This is a genomic window from bacterium, assembly GCA_041648665.1.
Taxonomy (GTDB): domain Bacteria; phylum UBA10199; class UBA10199; order 2-02-FULL-44-16; family JAAZCA01; genus JAFGMW01.
Genome location: JBAZOP010000040.1, coordinates 1 through 18,918 on the forward strand (window position 1 = coordinate 1; position 18,918 = coordinate 18,918).

The 18,918-nt window shown below is 59.2% G+C and carries 15 protein-coding genes; 8 read left to right on the forward strand and 7 right to left on the reverse strand.

What is annotated here, in order from left to right; translation table 11 throughout:
• Nucleotides 1-139 precede the first annotated feature (139 nt).
• Complete coding sequence (locus WC683_12320) at nucleotides 140-1,063, forward strand: mannose-1-phosphate guanylyltransferase (GenBank protein MFA4973394.1); 924 nt, start codon at nucleotides 140-142, stop codon at nucleotides 1,061-1,063.
• Here WC683_12320 and WC683_12325 read toward each other — a convergent pair.
• The 4 genes from WC683_12325 to WC683_12340 form a co-directional block, all read right to left on the reverse strand.
• Nucleotides 1,060-2,445: a glycosyltransferase gene (locus WC683_12325; protein ID MFA4973395.1), complete on the reverse strand. Its 1,386-nt coding sequence runs from the start codon at nucleotides 2,443-2,445 to the stop codon at nucleotides 1,060-1,062. The genes WC683_12320 and WC683_12325 overlap by 4 nt on opposite strands.
• 30 nt (nucleotides 2,446-2,475) lie before the next feature.
• Nucleotides 2,476-3,831, reverse strand: a complete 1,356-nt coding sequence (locus tag WC683_12330) for an MFS transporter (protein ID MFA4973396.1) — start codon at nucleotides 3,829-3,831, stop codon at nucleotides 2,476-2,478.
• 104 nt (nucleotides 3,832-3,935) lie between these two features.
• Nucleotides 3,936-7,292 (reverse strand): hypothetical protein, encoded by a 3,357-nt coding sequence (locus WC683_12335; GenBank protein ID MFA4973397.1) that lies wholly within the window; start codon nucleotides 7,290-7,292, stop codon nucleotides 3,936-3,938.
• Nucleotides 7,293-7,625: 333 nt separating this feature from the next.
• The gene (locus WC683_12340; GenBank protein MFA4973398.1) at nucleotides 7,626-11,246 is read right to left on the reverse strand and encodes a hypothetical protein; all 3,621 of its coding nucleotides are present in this window, start codon (nucleotides 11,244-11,246) and stop codon (nucleotides 7,626-7,628) included.
• Nucleotides 11,247-11,453: 207 nt separating this feature from the next.
• Here WC683_12340 and WC683_12345 point away from each other — a divergent pair, with 207 nt between their 5' ends.
• The 4 genes from WC683_12345 to WC683_12360 all read left to right on the forward strand — a co-directional run bounded on the left by WC683_12345 (nucleotide 11,454) and on the right by WC683_12360 (nucleotide 15,217).
• Nucleotides 11,454-12,143, forward strand: coding sequence for an HAD family hydrolase (locus WC683_12345; GenBank protein ID MFA4973399.1), 690 nt, complete (start codon nucleotides 11,454-11,456; stop codon nucleotides 12,141-12,143).
• A gap of 2 nt (nucleotides 12,144-12,145) precedes the next feature.
• Complete coding sequence (gene rlmN / locus WC683_12350) at nucleotides 12,146-13,174, forward strand: 23S rRNA (adenine(2503)-C(2))-methyltransferase RlmN (GenBank protein MFA4973400.1); 1,029 nt, start codon at nucleotides 12,146-12,148, stop codon at nucleotides 13,172-13,174.
• Between the two features lie 256 nt (nucleotides 13,175-13,430).
• Complete coding sequence (gene mtnP / locus WC683_12355) at nucleotides 13,431-14,294, forward strand: S-methyl-5'-thioadenosine phosphorylase (GenBank protein MFA4973401.1); 864 nt, start codon at nucleotides 13,431-13,433, stop codon at nucleotides 14,292-14,294.
• Entirely contained in the window at nucleotides 14,291-15,217 is a 927-nt protein-coding gene (locus WC683_12360) for a PfkB family carbohydrate kinase (GenBank protein ID MFA4973402.1), read from the forward strand. Before mtnP ends, WC683_12360 begins: the two co-directional genes overlap by 4 nt.
• 13 nt (nucleotides 15,218-15,230) lie before the next feature.
• On the opposite strand, the gene WC683_12365 is transcribed toward WC683_12360, so the two are convergent.
• Nucleotides 15,231-15,548, reverse strand: a complete 318-nt coding sequence (locus tag WC683_12365; protein ID MFA4973403.1) for a hypothetical protein — start codon at nucleotides 15,546-15,548, stop codon at nucleotides 15,231-15,233.
• A 116-nt stretch (nucleotides 15,549-15,664) separates the two neighbouring features.
• Between WC683_12365 and recO the strand changes: the two genes are divergently transcribed.
• From recO to WC683_12380, 3 genes are read left to right on the forward strand one after another with little or no spacing between them, the layout of a single operon-like run.
• Complete coding sequence (gene recO / locus WC683_12370; protein ID MFA4973404.1) at nucleotides 15,665-16,369, forward strand: DNA repair protein RecO; 705 nt, start codon at nucleotides 15,665-15,667, stop codon at nucleotides 16,367-16,369.
• A gap of 4 nt (nucleotides 16,370-16,373) precedes the next feature.
• Complete coding sequence (locus WC683_12375; protein ID MFA4973405.1) at nucleotides 16,374-17,192, forward strand: TonB family protein; 819 nt, start codon at nucleotides 16,374-16,376, stop codon at nucleotides 17,190-17,192.
• A 21-nt stretch (nucleotides 17,193-17,213) separates the two neighbouring features.
• The gene (locus tag WC683_12380) at nucleotides 17,214-17,633 is read left to right on the forward strand and encodes an OsmC family protein (GenBank protein MFA4973406.1); all 420 of its coding nucleotides are present in this window, start codon (nucleotides 17,214-17,216) and stop codon (nucleotides 17,631-17,633) included.
• 1 nt (nucleotide 17,634) lies between these two features.
• On the opposite strand, the gene zupT is transcribed toward WC683_12380, so the two are convergent.
• Both zupT and WC683_12390 read right to left on the reverse strand, forming a co-directional pair.
• On the reverse strand, nucleotides 17,635-18,441 hold the full coding sequence (gene zupT / locus WC683_12385) for a zinc transporter ZupT (GenBank protein MFA4973407.1): 807 nt from the start codon (nucleotides 18,439-18,441) through the stop codon (nucleotides 17,635-17,637).
• Nucleotides 18,434-18,802 (reverse strand): hypothetical protein, encoded by a 369-nt coding sequence (locus tag WC683_12390; protein ID MFA4973408.1) that lies wholly within the window; start codon nucleotides 18,800-18,802, stop codon nucleotides 18,434-18,436. Before WC683_12390 ends, zupT begins: the two co-directional genes overlap by 8 nt.
• Between the last annotated feature and the right edge of the window lie 116 nt (nucleotides 18,803-18,918).

Here is an 18,918-nt window from a genome sequence, read left to right on the forward strand (position 1 = left end):
AATTCATGCGCGGCCAATCGTTCATCGTGCCTGCGGCCATGGGCGACTTTATAATCAAGAATTCTTCGAACCGCGCAGTCCTTATAGAGACGTCCGCGGTCAGATGACGGAAGCCGCTTTGCGCGGCAGGAGGGGACAGATGAAGGTTATGAACAACATTTACGCGATAATCCTGGCCGGCGGCGAGGGGACTCGTTTCGTGCCGTACAGCACGCCCGAGATGCCCAAGCAGTTTCTGCACATCACGGACAGCGGCCGCACGATGATCCAGCAGACTTACGATCGCATCCGCAGGTTCGTGCCCGCCGACCGTTGCTTCGTATCCACGAACGAGAAGTACCGCGCCCTCGTCCGGAAGCAGCTCCCCGATGTCCCGAATGAGAACATCATAGCCGAGCCGCGCAAGAAGAACACCGCGCCGGCCATCGCGCTCGCGTGCCACCTGATACACAGGCGCGACCCCGATGCGGTGACCCTCTTCACGCCGGCGGACCACTACATCGCCGATGACGGCGGCGCAGCCGACGCGTTCAGAAAGGCGGCGGAGCTTGCTGCGAACGGCGACACCCTGGTCACATTCGGCATATTGCCGACGTTTCCCTCTCCCGATTACGGTTACATAAAGGTGGGGGGCAGCTTCGGCTCGACCGGCGCCTTCATCGTCTCCAAGTTCGTGGAAAAGCCGGACGTCGAGACGGCGAAGAAATACATAGGGGAGGGGAAATACCACTGGAACAGCGGGATGTTCGTCTGGAAGGCCGCCACCCTGATCGAATCGCTTAAGAAGCACATGCCTAAGATGGCGGCGCAGCTTGAGACCCTGAAGACCGATGCGCAGGGCGGGGCAGAACCTGAGTGGGTTCGCAAATTTTTCGACGAGGTAGAGGGCACGTCCATCGACTACGGCGTGATGGAGAAGGCCGCCAACGTCACCGTTTTCCCGTTCTCGGTGGCATGGTCCGACGTCGGCACCTGGAAGGGGCTCGCTGACCTGGCAAAGCGGTTCAGGATAGCTCTGCCGGAAGTGGTGTGCACACACCTGAAGGAAAAGATCGGGTCCTAGAGTTTCATCCCAACGTTTGTCAGGAGTTTCCTGGTCATGTTATCCCAGGTAAAGTGGGGGATCGTGATATCGTAGGCTGTGCGTGCGATCTTATCGCGGCGATCCTTGTCGTTGAGAAGGGCCTTCAGCGCGTAGGCAAAGCCCTCCGTATTTCCGGCCGGAACAATCACTCCTCCTTTGCCCCATCTCACCTTCACCGATCCCTCGCTCGTGGTGATTGTCTCGTCCTCTCCTTCTTTGGCGAGGAACTCGACTGCGAACGGTATGAGGCTGGATGATATGGTCGGTTTTCTGCATGCCGCCGCTTCCTGCACGGACATGCCGAACCCCTCCATCTCCGACGGGGAGAGGTAGACCGTGGAGATCGCGTAGAGCTGCGACATGAGATCGTCCGGGACCATCCCCACGTAGACCACGTCCTCGCGTATGCCGAGGGAATTCGCCAGCGCGTCGAGCTCGGGGTAGATCTCCTTTGCCTTCTGGTTGATCCGAAGCAGCAGCATCAAGTTCGGGTCGCCCTTGAGCGCCGCGGCAAAGGCCTTGAGCACGATGTCCTTCCGCTTGGTGCGGTCGGTGCGGCTCATCTCCAATATGCAGCGTCTGCCCCTGGCCTTGGAGCCGGTCTTCGGGTCGGTGTCGCGCAGGAAGTCGTAGATGCCGCTGCACCCGGAGATGTCGTCGATCGGGCGGATCATGTCGGTGTCGATGCAGGGGGGGAGGAAGAGCTCAGGCGGGCGGTCGTAGTTCTTCGCCAGGTGCATGGTGATGTCGCCGGATGTGGAGGCGACCGCGTCGGCCTTTGCGATCACCTCTCGCTCGAATGCGATGCGCTCGTCGAAACGGAGCGGCGCAACGACCTCGGCGGGTTTGCCCTTGAAGTTCTCGCGCTTGAGGGTCCCGACCGAGTGGGGTACCCAGATGTGCTTCGCCTTGAGGGAAAGCTTCTCCCTCAGTATCTGCGCGAGCAGCGCGCCGTCCCAGTAGTGCGATATGATGAGATCCACAGGGATGAGCTCGGCCGCCATCAGGTGCTGCGCGAAGTCGACCTCCTCGGAGATGATCTCGCGCGTGAGATCTTCCTTCCTGATGAAGCCGCTTCCGCCGCCTTCAAGGTATACTATCCGGGAATGGGCGTCCTTGTAACGGCTGCCGGTCTGGGGTCTGCCGCTCACCGGGTCGGGATATCCGCCGCGGTTGTACGTGGTCACCCTGTAGCCCAGGCGGACCAGCGCGTCGGAGAGCGAGCGCACGTACTGGTTCTGGCCGCCTGTGTCCGTGAGCCCGGAGCGTATCTCCCATGTGTGCGTGCCGTGGTTCGTGACCATCAGTATGTGGGGACGTTTTGACTGCAGGAATTCTCTTTGGAGGTCTTTGCCGTCCATCGTCTCTCCCTTTCGTTTTGGTGCGGAGCGCTAGGATTTCTTCTTCTTGCTGTTGTGGTATCTTTCGAGTTGAGGCGCCCTTCGGTTCCATGTCAGCATGAAACAGAACCCGCCCAGGATAGAAGCTATTATGAAGAAGATGAATCCGCCGTTCCAGCCCCATTTGTCCGCAATAAGACCGGTGCCGACGCCCGCCAGCGCGCTGCCGAGATAGCCGAACGCCCCAGTGAGCCCTGTTGCGGTGGCGGCCGCCTTCTTGGATGCGAAATCAGCTGCCGCGACCGGCACGAGGAGTTGAGGCCCATATACGAGCACGCCGGAGGCTATCAGGACTGCCGCTTCAAGGATATGGCTGTTGTTGGGTATGAGCCACAGGAGCGATATCGATCCTGCCAGCAGGAACATGCTGACGGTGGCGAGAGGGCCGCGGCGGCCCTTGAAGAAGAAGTCCGAGGCCCAGCCCATTCCTATCGCGCCTCCGATGCCTGCGAGTTCGAAGGCCGCAGTCTTGATCCCCGCAGCTGCCAGCGTTGAGCCTCTGGCCTCCACTAGGAATGTCGGCGCCCAATCCATTATGCCTATGCGGACGATGTAGACGAAAATATTTGCGACGGCGATCGTCCAGATGAGCCTGTTGTTGAGCACGTGTTTGAAGAGGATCTCTTTGATTGATTTGGCCTGGTCTTCATTCGGATCGGTGAGGTGCGCCTCTCCGCGGTATTCCTCGACCGGAGGCAGACCGATGGATTGGGGCGTATCGCGCAGACGCCAGATGAGAAAGAATGACACCGCTATTGCTATAACGGCCGGAACGTAGAATGCCGATCTCCAGCCGAAATTGGTGACAAGCCATCCCGCAAAGATGAGTATCCCGGCCCCGCCGATCTGGTGGGCCGTGCTCTGTATCCCCCATTTTGTGCCGAGCTCTGTGGGGCTGTACCAGTGGGTCAAAAGCCTCACCGAGGCCGGCATCCCCAGCGATTGGAACCAGCCGTTGAGGATCCAGAAAATGCCGAATGCGATGAGGCCCGAGCTCAGGCCGAACATGATGTTGACGATCGCGGCGGCCATGAGGCCTAACGCGAGCATGTAACGGGCGTTGGCGCGATCCGCGATCACTCCGTTCGCGAACTTGCCTACGCCGTAGACTATTGAGAAGAGGGTGAGGATTATGCCGAGGTCCGTCTTCGTGTATCCCAACTCGTTGAGGAAAGAAGGCATTGCCATCGAGAAGTTTTTTCTTACGAAGTAGTAGACCGCATAGCCTATCACGAGCGACGTGATCGTCTGCCAGCGCCAGTATCGATAGATTTTTTTGATTTTTGCCGGGTCTTTGATCGGTTCTGCGTGCGGCGCCACCTTGAGGAAAGAGAGGGTAGAGGCCATTTCGATCTCCTTATTGCGGGGAACTCGGTTTTTGGAAAAAGCCTGGTATCTATCTCGTACAATGAGGAGATAATCAAGGTCTTAATATGTTGTAGGGAGGGCGTCTATTTCTGCGCTGCAAGGCCGTCGTCCAGGGCTGCCTGCACCTTTGGCGGCGGGGCCTCGGGGGGCGTATCCACAAAAAGCCCCTGATAGAGCTCGTCGATCTTCGGCGGATTTCCGTGACTGCTAACCCTTTCCAGGTACTCCTGCCGGCTGGTGGCGACTTGCTTCATAACCGCGTATTTGGTCCTTCTGCGCGATATCTCCTTCGGCGGTTCGAGCTTTGCGACGTCGATGTCCAGCAGGTCCTGGATCCAGGGGTTATCGTCGAAGAAATTGCTGATGAGTTGTCCGGTCTCCGGGTTGTCCCTGGCCAGTGCCAGCGCTGTGACGAGCGGCCTGATGACCCTGTAGGCGCCCGCGTCCTTTGAAAAGGACTTAACGTAATCGAGCAGGATCTCCACGTGTTCGGGTTTCAACTCCTCCAGCATGACGCTCCCCTTGTTCACCATCTGAGCGATGTTGCCGCCCTTGAGCATGCGATGGATGCTGGCGAAATAATATGGGTTGGTCTGGCTCGGGAAGTCGGTCGGTTTCACGGACTGTCTGACTGCGTAGAGCGGCAGGAGGCGGTCCGCCAGGCTCTGGTGAGGGGCGAAGAGATGGAACGGGTCCATGGCCTGGCCCGCCTTGCTCACCGCCATGTGGATCTTTTCCATGACGGCCTTCTTGGCCTTTTGCGCCTCATCCTCCGACAGCTCGCCGTCGTCCAATTCTCTGCCGATCATCCCGAGTTCGGCGTGGGAGTGAGAGAAGAGGTCTTGTATCGAGGTGCGCTCCCACTTGCTGCCGCTCGGCTCAGGCCAGGTCAGCGTGGAGGCCGGATTCCCCGCCACGACGTTGGGCACTGCCTGCGCGATCTGCGAGAAGAAGCCGAGGTCCCATCCGAAGTATGTCCTGGCAGCGGCCCCGTAGGGGTCGTAGAGGAATATCCTTCCGGTCCTGTTCTTCGTATAGGGCTGCCTCACTGCATCGGTAAGACCGAGCAATGTCTCCTGGATCCGTTTGTGGGCCGGAAGGCCTCTTGAATCCTGAAAAGCCTCCTTGGCTGCATCGTAGAGCGGGACTTTGCCCTTGAGCAGGCCGCTGATCAGGAGCGTGAAGGGCAGCACACCCAGGGTCGTGGCTATTCCCTGCATCATGATGAGCGAGAGCGCGTCGTACGTGTCTTTTTGCATTGCCCCGCCGAAAGGCGAGGTGATGCCGTTGACTATCGCTATGGTGATGGGCAGGCTCTTCGGGACGTCATGCAAGGCCTTGCCGAAGTTCTTGATCGTGCCGAGGGGGCTGTCGCCTTTTTTCCAGGCGATCATGCCCGTGACCAGCATCATTATCATCGCCTCGGCGGAGACGATCGAGGCGCGCACGACGCCGTTGATCCAGTCAGGGTGCATGACGTCGGGCGAGAAGAGGGGGACGTCGTATTTGTAGGACTGCCTGATGTCGGCGGCGAGCCCTATCGCGCCCGGCAGGAACCACTTAGAGATCCTGTCGATATCGGGCCTTAACCCTGGGAACAGTATGTGCGATGCGAAGAGAACCCCGGCGGCCTTGGTGTAGGCGTTGTAAGCTCCGCTGAGCAACTCCGTTGCGGAACTGTTCATCGCCCAGACCGCTGCTTCCGCGCCTAGCATGGCAACGCCCGGCAGGGCGTACGGCAGAAATTTTCGTGTGTATTGCCTCACCCCGGGCGCGACGGCGTGGAGCGCCGCCAAGGCGCCGGAGGCCCCTGAGTAAAGCTGGAAGAGCGTCTTCAGAGCGACCATCGGATCGCCCGCTATGGTCACGGCTGCATTGGCCAGCGCCGCGTGTGTGTCGGGGTTTCTAATCGCGCTCGCTGCGTTGCCTAACCAGTCGGAGTATTTGCCGTAGCCGTAGGCCAAGGTGTCGAAGCCGACCTTCAGCGCCTCTGTGCCCGCGTCGAGCATGATCGCGGGGACCGACCACGCTACTGCATCGAGCCCGGATCTGAGCGCCAATCTGCCCATGTCCTTGACGATTTCTATTCTGGGAGGCATTTCATTGCCGCCGATCGAAATCGCATCCCTCGCTTCGTCGGTCATGAGGCCGTTCACGTAACGGTAGATGCCGGAGAAGACCATTGCCCCGCCGATCGCGAACAGCGCTCCATGCCCTCCCTGGATGAATGTGTCGAGCAGGTTCCCTGCGATGAGACCGGTCCCTCCGATCGCAGCGGACTGGGCCATCCCGCGGGAATGCGCGTTCTGTACGCCGGCTATCAGGTACCGCTTGAGCCAGCCATCTCTCCAGTTTCTCTTGATCTCGCCCGGGAGTTTTATCTCCCCATGGGCTCCGCGCTCATGGTCGATGAAAGGCTGGAAGAGCTCGTGCTTGAGCAGGCGTTCGGCATGGCCCGTCTCCCTCAAATCTTCGCTTGTCGTGAGCGTCCTTGCCCGTTCTATGGCGTGGTTCCATAGGCCCAGCCGCGCCATCAGTATGCTTATGTCCGCGTAGTACTTGCCGAGGAGGTCGGTCTTGAACGCCTCCTCTGTGGTCGAAGGCGTACCGGAGCTCAGGCCGTGATCCTTTTTCAGCGCCTTGAAGGTGTCGCAGATCTGCTTGGCATAGGCCTTTCTCGATTTGCGGTCCTTCCTGGTCGATGCGAGCACCAGGAGGCCGGAGAGGATTTCCAGGCGCAGTATGTTGCCGAAGAAATGCGCGTCTTTCTTGACCGACGCGTCGGCGATTTTCTCGTCGGACTCCTTCAAGACCTCGTCGACGATCCTTTCGGCGCGATTGAACAGGGAGCTCTGCGGGTTCGGGGCGGAGAGCGCCTGGAGCATCACGTCGTATGCGCGCATGAGACCGGTTTTGAAGCGGTCCGCGGCGTTGATGTCCGTCTCGCCGAGCAACCCGTGCATCCTCTCGATGTCGTCGGGTATCTCCTCCGAACCGGCGAAGCCGGCGGCGATCAGGGCCGCATCCCTGAGCATGTCGCGGCCGCCAAGCCCTTTGCCGTCGAGCTGCATGTAGAGGGGGAGCGATATCTTACCGTGGTTGTCAAAGGGTGCGACCGGCGTCTGCAGCTCTTCTATGACTCCCTCGAGCGAACGATGGGCTGATCTGGGGTCTCCGGAGCCGAGGGCATCCGATAGGGAACGGAGGTGTCTGTTGAGGATGTGCAGATGGCGGGAGGGATGCTCGCTGATATCCTGCACGTTGTTACTGACGACGAACGAATCGATGGGGTTTAGGGTCCTGACCGCAACCCCTTTGGCGAAGGGGTCGTTGCTGTAGAGGTTGGTCGGGATCGAGATCCTGCCGGAGAGGATGGGGCTCTGCATGAGCATTGATGTGGGGAAAGTCGGAAGTCCCTGCAGAGTCCCTGCGTATGACATTACCCCTCCTATGCCCTTTATCGGAATAAGGGCAAAGAAGTTGCGTGATGAATCAACATAAATTAATAAAAAAGCGCTGCACGTTGATTATTGTGGCAGCGCTCCATCCATCGCGATCTCTGATGGTCTTAAAATGGAAGAAATTGATTATGCAGCTCTTGACCAGATCCGCCTCCATAAGAGCTCCAAAAAAGCTTAACACCCAAGCTAACTAATTGAATTTAAAGTAAAAAATTAATCAGATAAGTTTTGATGAAGTTTGCCTATTTTAGTCCCGATTTTGCAATGAAGTCAAGGTTTTAGAGCATTATGCGCTGTTTGAGAGGGTCGTTGTTATGGTTTTAGAAAGAGCCCATCCAGCTTTATATGGGCCCTGTCCTGGCGCCTGTTGCCGTTGATGCGCTGCTCGTAGTCCTTGAATGGCATCTTGACGATTTTTCGCACCTTTCTCCTGGCCACACGCCTGTACTTCTCCATGAGCGGGGCGTGCTCTTCGAGGTCCACGTCCACCATGATCGGTATCTCCGGATTCTTATCGAAGAAATCCTCGATGAGCTTCTTGTAGTTCGGGTCCATGTTCTCCCTGGCCAGGGCGAGAAGCTGGACCAGGGGTCTCACCGTGTCGTGCGCCGAGGGATCGGCCGCGTCGGCTTTCACATAGGCGAGGAGCGTCCTGAACTGTTCGATGGAGAGCCTCTCGTCGGAGTGGCCGCCGTGGAGCATGAGATAGAAGTCGGCCAGGAAATGCTTGTCGGGCAGCTGTGGGAATGTCGGCGGTTTGGCGGCCATCATGAAGGAGAAGAAGGGGATTAGCCGATCGGGCAGCGCTTCGTGGGCCATGAACAGGTGCGCCGGGTGCATGACCTGGGCAGCCTTCTGGAAGAACGTGCGCAACCTTGCGAAGATCACGCGCGTCTCCGCGTGCGCACTCTCGCCGTCTATCGCGCCTGTGACGCGCCTCTGGCTTATGTCGTCCAAGGCCTCGAACGCGTTCTGGAACTCCGAGATTACGGACTGGCGTGACCATGTGCTGCCGGACAGCTCCGGCCACATCCTGGAGGAGACGCTGTTGCCATGCACGATATTCGTGCCGGACATGAGGAGCTGTCCGCCGAACGTGTCCCAGCCGGCGAAGGTCCTGAGCGCGGCGGGTATGATGTCCCATGAGCCGGACCTCAGGACCCTGTTCTGCGCGTAGGTGGTGTTGAAGGCGCTGAGCCCGCCGGTGAGCCAGTGATAACGTTGTTTGAGCGGGTTGTCGCCGGCGGCGCGCGAGTCCTCAAGGCCCTCTTCCGCGCGCGTCTTTATGGGTATGCTGCGTTTGAGCACGCCGCTTATGCCCAGGGTTATGGGGAGCATGCAGGCTGTGGTGGCCACGCCCTGCAGCGCTATGAGCACGATGTTGTCCAGGTGCTTGTCCCTCTGGATAAAGCCGCCGAGCGGGGCGGTGAACGCATTGATCGTCACTATCGCGAGCGGCAGCGCCGGATTGGCGTTCACGGTGTTCTTCGCGAGCGTCCAGAGATTCTTGGGGATGCCCTTGCTGTGATTCCATTTGAACTTCACGTTGCCCAACACGTGCATCATCAGGTACGCCTCAGTGGTCAGCACTGCGGCGCGCACCATCCTCTCCGCGTAGCTCGGGTCGTCCGGCCCGTGCGCCATCCATCGCCCGATGTCGGATGAGAGCATGAAGGCGCCCGGCAGAAACCACTTCGCCATAGCGTTCATGTGCTCCTTCTGCTCGATCGTGGTCGGAGGCTTCATCTGCAGCGCGAAGAGGGCGGCCGCCCCGTATGTGTAGGCGTGGTATATGAACTTGAGCCCGCCGAAATCCGGCATCTGGCCGAGATCGTACCCGAACAACAGGAGGGGCGGCAGGAAGAAGTAGCCCCAGTTGCTCATCATGAGCTTTCTTGTCTCGGGCCAGATGAGGTTCGAGGCGAATATCGCTGCGCTGGTGTTTACGATCGAGTCGCGGATAATCTGGGCGATCTCATTTGAGCTGGGCGCGCTGACGCTGGAAAGGGCGCTGATGACGGGGGCATAGGTGTTCGGGTCAAAGAGGACGCCGGAGACGTTGCCTATCTTGTCGCCCGCCATCTCCAGGCTGCTGGCCACGGTGTTGTACACCACGTCGAGGCCGGTCTTTTCAAAGTCGAGGAACGAAGAGGGAAATATCCAGGGGAGTGCGTCGAATGCCGTATGGATTCCCAGCCTGCCCAGCGCCTTCGCGTTTTCCAGCGAGGAGCTGTCGTATTTGCCGGTTATCGCCGCGTACTGCGCCTCCTCGGTCCTCCATCCGTTTTTGAGCCTGTTGAAAATGTTCGCCAGCGCGACCCCGGCCATGCAGACGCCGGCCGTCTTGACGTCGTACATGAGATAGGCGGCGAGTCCGGGCAGCATCCCGGCTGCACTGTAACCCAGAGATTCCATGACGCTGGTCGAGTGGGACTGCCTGATCGCCACCTTGAGCCTCTTGTGCCAACTGCCTCTTTTTGCCTTCGATCCGATGTCCTCGCCGCTCAATATCCTGTGGTTCATCACGAACGGCCTGAACGCGGGATCCTTGAGAAGCCTCGCTGCAGCTGCCGTGAACTCGAATTGGCCCTGGGTCACTGCGCGCGCCCAGAAGAGGGCGTCGTTCCAGAGCCCCAGCCTCGCCATCAGGATTGCTGCATCGGCCTGATAGGAGGCGATGAGGTCATTCTTGTACGAACTCGGGAGCGTGCCTGCGTAGGTTGGGCCGACGTTCTTGGCGTCATCCCTGGAATGGTCGGCGGATATGGATTCGAAGACCTCGTTGAGCTCGTGCGCCAGACGTTTCTGGGCCGGCACGTCGCGCCTGCCGTGTGCGAGCGTGAGCTTGCGCGAAATGATCTCCGCGGTGAGAAGTCCTATCGCGAAATGAGTATCGGCCTCCAGGGCGCTTGCCTCTGGATCGACGAGCTCCGCCGCTTCCTTCAGGATCGAGAGCGCCTTCTGCATAAGGTTGAGCCTGGGCGCTGCGCAGAGCATGCCGAGGTTGATCAGGGTGAAGGCCCTGAGGAAGGCGGCGGTATAGGTGTTCTCGTTCCCGTTCAGGTCCTGCGATGACTTCCTGCGCCCCCATATCCAGCTGATGCGCGCCTTCTGCCCTGCCTCGGGCATCTGTTCGGTCGTCTGCAGCGCGTCGTCCTGCTGTGTCTTGCCGTTCTTGGAGAGCTTGTCGATGTCGATCGCCTCAAGGGCCTTTTTGAGTTTTACCAGCGCGCTCCTGAACTGCGCCACGGTCTTGAAATTATTCACGAGCTCGAATGCCTTCAGCGCCTTCTCTTTGCCGGCCAGATCAGGCTCGTGCTCCAACCGCTTGATCACGTCTCCGAGCATGTACAGGCCCCTGTCGAACATCGCGCCGCGCCTTGCGAAGGTGGAGCCGGTATGCTGCATGAGCGCGTAGGCCTCGAGGGTCTTTGCCCTGGCTGTATCGATCCTGCTCGGCTTGATGCCCGGGTATGTCTTTTCGATGAAGCGATGCAGCCTCCTTAAGACCTGCGGCGCCTTTTCAGGTGTGGAGAGCACAGAGGTCTCGAACAGCGCCTCCTTGTATAGATCTATGCCGCCGTTTATCTCCATGTAGACTGGGAGGGGTGAGGCATGGGGGCCGTCGAAGGGAAGCTCCAGGGATACGAGTGTGCGCTCATAGTGATCGCATGCCTTTGACACATCGTTTTTTTCCCTGGCATCGCGCGCGCCGGCGAACTCCTCATTCAGCCTGCGAAGCTGCTGGCTTTGGGTGGAGCAGTTTATTCCGGTTGCGGCAGAGGAACCTGCGGGGGGTCCTATGGCAAAAGCGTCCGTCGGGCTCGCGATAGGTGCTGCGCCGATGCCTGCCTGTGGAGTGAATATCTGCGGTACCGGATTTATGCCGGATGAGATGAAGACAGATGGGAATATAGGAGCCTGTTTAATCATGATGATGGACGGAGCCAAAAAACAGGCGCCAAGCGCCGGATCCCGCAGCTATAGTCGATGCCTGCGAGGGTTGTCAACGACGCCGTATAATATTAAAGGAAGGAGATGGGCTTTCTAACTGCTTAAAATTAAAGGTAATTATTGACAATCAGAGCTCTGTGAGTCACAAACAATATCTTGCAGACGCAGATTCCATTTGGAGCCATGATGAAATACGACACAATATTCTTCGACATCGGCAACACGCTGTATTTCTACAACTACGATTTCCTCTGCGAACTTTTGGCCGACAGGTTCGAGATAGACGTGGGCGGCGTCGAACTGGCGGATGCCCATCGCAGGGCGCAGATATCCGTGATCAAGGGAGGGATAGAGGGCCTCACCCACGCAGAGCTGTGGGACAGGACTTATCTTAAGTGGTTTGAGCTCACCGGGATAGACAATGAGAAGGCGCGCTCCATCATAGACTCGATCCGCAGCCATCCCTTCAGACACCTCTTCTGGGCCCACATGGAAGAGGGCACCCGCGAGATGCTCGACTGGTTCCGCGAGAGGGGGTTCAAGCTCGGCGTGATATCGAACGCAGAGGGACAGATAAGGCGCCTGCTCGAGCACACCGGCACTTATTCCAGATTCGACGTGGTGATCGATTCCAGCGAGGTGGGGGTCTCGAAGCCGGACACGCGGATATTCACCCTGGCCATGGAGCGCATGGGGGCCGTACCTTCGCGCTCGATATACGTCGGCGACCTCGTGGAGATCGACGTGGCAGGCGCGAAGGGCGCCGGCCTCACCCCGATCCTCGTGGATCGCTACGGCAACAACGCCGACGCAGGCTGTATCACCGTGGCCCGCGCCGTGGACCTTCCGAAACTTTCCATGTTCGCCGGAGCCTGACCTTGCTTGCGGCGATAACCGACATACCGATCAAAGAGCTGCCCTCCGCCATGGAGGGCATGGGCCTCAAAAAATATGTCGCCGCACAGCTCATCAACTGGCTCTACGTCAGGCTTGCCTCCTCGTTCGAGGAGATGACCGATCTCTCGAAGGAGGCCAGGGCGCTCCTGGCCGAGCGCTACTCGATCAGCGCGGTGCGCGTGGGAAGCATGCTCTCTGCGGAGGATGGGACCGCGAAGCTCTGTGTCTCTGCGGCGGACGGCAATTCCTTCGAGTGCGTGCTCATCCCCTCTGACGACGGACGCGTCACCGCGTGCCTCTCCACGCAGGCGGGCTGTGCGATGGGCTGCGCGTTCTGTCGCACTGCGGAGATGGGCTTTATCCGTGATCTTACGCAAGGGGAGATAGTGGGGCAATTCGTCGAGCTGGCCAGGATGTCGAAATCGCCCATTACGAACGTGGTCCTCATGGGCATGGGAGAACCGCTCGCGAACGTGGAGAACGTGCTCTCCGCCATCGAGATCTTCAAGGAGCGCAGGGCCTTCAACATCTCTAAGCGCAGGATCACGGTCTCGACCTCGGGGCTCATCCCGGAGCTTCGCGAGTTTGTGAAGCGTTCGGAGGTGAGGATCGCGATCTCGCTCAACGCCACGACCGACGAGGTGAGAGACCGCATCATGCCGGTCAACCGCAGATCCCCGATCGCGGAGATCATGGAGTTCGCGCGCGAATACGGCGCGACCTCCCGCCTGCGCATCACCTTCGAGTACGTGATGCTGCGGGGGGTCAACGACTCGATGGACGACGCGAGGAGGCTGGTGGGCCTGCTCGCAGGCTGCAGCGCCAAGCTGAACCTGATCCCGTTCAATCCTTACGAAGGCTCGGAGTTTGCGGCGCCCGATCCACTGACTGTGGAACGATGGAGCGAATATCTGCACGACAAGGGGGTGCAGGTGAACATCCGCAGCAGCCGCGGTAGGGAGATCATGGCCGCCTGCGGCCAATTGGTTTCTGAAAACCGTGACTCGTGACTGTCATAAAGGCACTTCTAAAAACCTCTGATTCATAAGAATTGTCATTCCCGCGAAAGCGGGAATCCCTTGTAAACACTGGATCCCCGCTTAAAGCACTCGGGGATGACAAACTAAAAGACAGGTTTTTAGAGGTGCCCATCAGTTAGAGTAACTCATATTAAATATATTAGAGTAATATAAGAGATCTAATAGACTTGCAAATATTCAGCTCCTGTGGTTTAAGACGGCGTTTTTTCGATAAGGGAGTTCTCATATGGCAAAGGCGCCAGTAGGTATAATCGGGGGCAGCGGGCTCTACAGCATGAAGGGTGTGACCATCCGCGAGGAAAAGCGGATATCCACTCCGTTCGGCGATCCGTCCGATGCAGTGATGCTGGGCGAGCTGGACGGCCGCGAGGTCGCCTTCCTCCCCAGGCACGGCCGCGGCCATCGCATCCTCCCGCATGAGCTCAATTTCAGGGCCAACATCTACGCGCTCAAGACGCTGGGTGTTACGCAGATCATCTCGGTCTCGGCGGTCGGCTCCATGCGCGAGGAGATAAGGCCCGGCGATCTGGTGATGGTCGACCAGTTCATAGATCGCACCAAGGCCAGGATAGACACCTTCTTCGGAGGCGGCATCGTGGCCCACGTGGCCTTTGCCGATCCCGTCTGTCCGATTCTCCGCGAAAGGGCGACCGAGGCTGCGCGTTCGGAGGGGTGCCGCGTGCACAACAAGGGGACGTACGTGTGCATCGAGGGGCCGATGTTCTCATCGCGCGCCGAGTCTATGATGTACCGTTCCTGGGGAGTGAACGTGGTCGGCATGACCAACTATCAGGAGGCTAAGCTCGCCCGCGAGGCCGAGATCTGCTACGCGACCATCGCGCTGGTGACTGATTACGATTGCTGGCGCATCGAGGATAAACACGTGGACGTCGCGATGATAATCAAGACCCTGGGCGAGAACGTGGAGAAGGCTCAGGCCGTGATCAGGCGGATGCTCTCAACGTTGCACGAGTACCCCGACTGCGCGTGCCGCAACGCGCTGAGGGATGCGATAATGACGGACCGAAGCCTGATACCCGCGGAGCGCAAGAAAGAGCTCGAGCCGATAATAGGGAGATATGTGAGATGAGCATCCTGGTCGTGGGTTCAGTCGCATACGACACGCTCGAGACTCCGGCTGGCAGGCGTGAGGACGTCCTCGGCGGGGCGGCCACCCACTTCTCCACCGCGGCCAGCTTCTTCACCGACGTGCACCTGGTCGGAGTGGTGGGTGACGACTTCAAGGACGAGCATGTCGAGTTCCTGAAGGGCAGGGGCATCAACCTGGCCGGGCTCGAGAAGGTCGAGAATGGAAAGACATTCCGCTGGTCAGGCCACTATCTCAACGATATCAACCAGGCCGTGACCAGGAAGACCGACCTCGGCGTATTCGCTAATTTCGACCCCAGGCTCTCGGATATTCATCGCGAGAGGCCGTATCTCTTTCTCGCCAACATACATCCTGATCTGCAGCTCAAGGTGCTGCGTCAGATGAAGAAGCCCAAACTCATCGCCATGGACACGATGAACCTCTGGATCGACACCACGCGCGAGGCGCTGCAGAAGGTGATCGAGCGCGTGGACATGATCTTCGTCAACGACGCCGAGGCGCGCGCCCTCTCCGGCAAGGGAAACGTGACCCTGGCCGCCCGAAGGATCATGGAGTGGGGTCCCAAGACGGTGGTCGTCAAGCGCGGGGAGTACGGTGCGCTCGTGTACAAGGGCGACATGATATTCTCGGCCCCTGCGCTCCCGCTCTCCGAAGTCCGCGATCCAACCGGGGCGGGGGACACCTTCGCAGGCGGGTTCATGGGATACGTGGCCAAGGCCGGCAGTCTCTCGGGCGACGACCTGAAGCGCGCGGCCGTATGCGGCAGCGTGATGGCTTCTTTTCAGGTGGAGGACTTCGGGCTCGACAGGCTGCGCAACCTCACGCACGACGAGATCGACAAAAGGTTTGAAACCTTCTGCGAGCTGGCCTCTTTCGGACGTGATCCTATTTTCGCTGATTAGGATCGAGGGGGAGTCAGTCTTCCCATCTGGACGGCGGTTTGACGTCCTTCTCGTAATCATCCACCCTCTTGTAGATGACCTTCTCCTCGACGTTCTCCTGCTGAGGGTCGATGGCTGCAGGGTACCCGATTTCGTCGCTGCCCTGCGGGGGGTAGGCGTCCGGTTTGTAGCCCGGATCAGATCCCATGTGCAGATCAGAGGGCCGCTCCTTTACTTCGTCCTTGGGAAAATAAAGCGGTTGCCCGGCCTTCTGCTCCTGTGCAAGGGCGGGCAGCGCGATGGCCGCGACAAGGGCTGCGCAAAGAAGCGCTGCTGAGAACGTGATTTTCATCGTTTCACCTCCATGCGCATGATACCACCAAATCGCCCTGATATGAACGATTATTGTGGTCGGGCGGGTTGCGGAGAGGGACCTTTTTTGCGTATACTGAGCCGTCGAGGGCAAAGATGAGACGCGTGAGCGAGTCGATAATCATGAAGAGGGTGGCTTATGGCGAGGCCGATTGGATCGTCACCTTTTTCACCCGCGACATGGGCAGGCTCTCCGGCATGGCCAGGTCCGCCCGCCTCTCCAGACGCCGCTTCGGCGGCGCGCTCGAGCCGGGGACCGTGGTCGAGATGAGCTATAGCACGGGCCGCAACTACGGGCTCGCGAGGTTGGAGGAGGCGCAGATCCTGCTTCCCATGAACGGCGTCATGAAAAGCCTGGAGAGGATAGGCGCGGTCGCGCGTGCGCTGGCCCTCGCGCTGGCGTTTCTTCAGGAGAACGAGTCGAACCCGGAGAAATTCGACCTGCTGCGCGCAAGGCTGATGAGTCTCTCCGGATCCGACCCGATACCTCATGAGGGGGCGGCCTTCGAGCTCCGTTGGCTTGCGCTGTGCGGATACGCGCCGGAGATTGTTCGTTGCGCCAGGTGCGGAGCCGACGTCGCGGATGCGCGGGGATGGTCGTTCGACTTCGCAGGGGGAGGGTTGTCCTGCGGGTCGTGCAAGGCAGGCCCGGAGTCAATGGGGCTTTCGATTGCGGCTCACAGGGGTTTTTCTTTCCTCACAGGCAAAGGGGAGAGCGATGCCGTCTCGGCTGAGGCGGCGTCTAGGGTCCTCGGCAGATACATAGATCACGTGCTTGGCCAGCCGCTGGGGGTGAGATAGTCCCATGCGCATAATAGAAGAAAAACCGGAGATATGGCCGTTCATCCTCCTGTCGCTCATCATCCACGCGATCATGTTCCTCCTAGCGCCTATGGTGCTCATGCCCCGGTTCCTCACCGCTTCGAAGGAGGAAAAGATCATCCCGGTGGAGATCATCACGGAGAAGGCTGCGAAGCTCCGTATCGCGGACATCGAAAAACCGGCTGTGGAGAAGAAGCCGGAGAAGACCAAATTCCTGGGCATGTACGACAGCTCTGTGCCGGATGAGGTCGTGGGAATCATGAGAAAACCGGGTTCCATGGGCAGGCAGGGCGCTCGCCCTAAGAGCGAGGCCAAGGCGCAGCCGAAGAAGCGGGCGGCCGACAAGTTGCTCGCGTTCGACGAACAGATCTTCGAGAAAAAGGCCAAGGCCCCGAAGAGCGATTCGCCGCCAGGCAACGCAGGCTCGATGGACGATTTCTACCCTGACTTCAGGCGTGGGCCCCATACCTATCTCAACGTGCTGCGCTATCCGGACGTGGAGTATTTCGTGAGGCTCAAGCGCGCGTTCAAGGTGGCCTTCAACCCGGAGCCTTCGCTCAGGGAGCACTTCTCCTTGAACCAGGTGGCGCGCGGCTCGGTGGACGTGGTGCTCGGGGTCTCTGTGGACAGCTCCGGGAGCCTCGCAGAGCTCTTCATCATGCGCAGCTCCGGCATACCGGGATATGACAACGAGTCCATGAGGACCGTGCGCGCGTCGGCGCCTTTTTCTTCGCCGCCTAAAAAGTTTCTGGAGGACGACGGCCTGCTCAGGATGAGCTGGACCTTCAGCGTCTATCTATAACGCACCGAGCGGAGGGATGGAATGGCAAAAGAGATGATAGCCGAGACCAGGCTGGATTACGACGGCGAAAAGACGGAGTCTTTTTTTGGCAAGCGGCCCCCGATTGAACTGGCCGGCCTATCGGAGATGGAGTCGAAGCCCCTCGCATGGACCCCGCCGCACATCTACGTGGCTGCCATCGAGAGCTGTTTTCTCCTGACCTTGCTCGCAGTCGCCGGCAAGATGAGGATGAATATCAAGTCGTACTCCTCTGAGGCTGAGGGGAAGATCGTCTCGTCCGACGGGTCGCACATGGAGGTCTCGGAGGTGGTCATCAGGCCCAGGGTCGAGATCGAAGGTGGCGCTGACGCCGGAAAGACAGCCAAGCTCTTCGAGATGGCAAAAGATTATTGCCTGGTCGCGCGCTCGGTGAAGACCCGCATAAAGATCGAGAATCCCTGAATCAGACGAAGAGGGCCAGGCTCATCGCCATGACCGCCATTCCTCCCACGAGTCCGTAGATGGAGAGGTGGTGCTCCCCGTACTCGCGCGCGGCGGGCAGAAGCTCGTCGAACGAGATGAAGACCATTATCCCCGCGACTGCGGCGAAGAGGATGCCGAACGTGACATCGTTGAGAAAAGGCCTGAGGAGCAGATAGCCGGTCAGGGCGCCCACGGGTTCGGCCAGCCCGGACATGAAGGAATATGCGAACGCCCTGCGCCTGCTGCCGGTCGCGTAGTAGATCGGCACTGAAACCGATATGCCTTCCGGGATGTTGTGTATGGCTATGGCGACCGCTATCGCGATTCCGAGCGAAGGGTCCGAGAGCGCGGCCACGAAGGTCGCGAGCCCCTCGGGGAAATTGTGTATCGTTATGGCGAGCGCCACGAATATCCCGGTTCGATGGAGTTTCTTGTACTTATTCTCTATCGCAGGCCTGCCGATCTCCTCGAGCGTGTGCGCTTCATGCGGGTTTTCGTCCGACGGCGTCAACTTGTCGATGATCGCAATCAGTGCGATGCCTGCGAAAAAAGAGGCGATCGTGAGCCAGTAGCCAGGCCTTTCGCCCATCGCACCCGCAAGCCTCTCCTTTGCCTTGAAGAATATCTCGACCATCGAGACGTAGATCATAACGCCTGCGGAAAAACCCAGAGATACCGAGAGGAAGCGGCGGCTGGTCGCCTTTCCAATGAAAGCGATGATGCTCCCTATGCCTGTCGCGAGTCCGGCCAGGAGCGTGAGAAGGAATGCAAGGTAGACGTTATTCATTGTATTTTATCGCCTTGCACTCCGCGGTCGGCATGCCGATGATGGTTGAGTCGGTCTGCTGGTAATAGCAGCCCCCGTCGAAGGGGCAGACCATCTCGCCCCCTGCGCCGCCGGCGATGGGCGTCTCGGAGAACTTGAGCTCCGCGATCGCGTCTGCGCCGAGCCGCGCCGCCCGCTCGCGCATGGCCTTCACAAGCTCGCCCCGGTCTATGTCCCTGTAGCCGGTCGCCTTGATCGACGCTATCTCCACGAAGGGTCTGGAGGCGGCGCCCTCCTCTACGACCTCTATCTTCGTCGCTTCCGTATGCCCGGAGGATTTGTAGTCGGCCGATATCTTTGAGACCTGGGTTTTTACGCTCATTGAAGTGCATGAGGCGCAAAATAGCGCGAGCGCTGCGACGGCTGCAAGAAGAGGAAAGTTTTTCATAGTTGCCTCAAAAAAGGCCCGGGGATCTCCCGGGCCTTTGCATGTGAAAT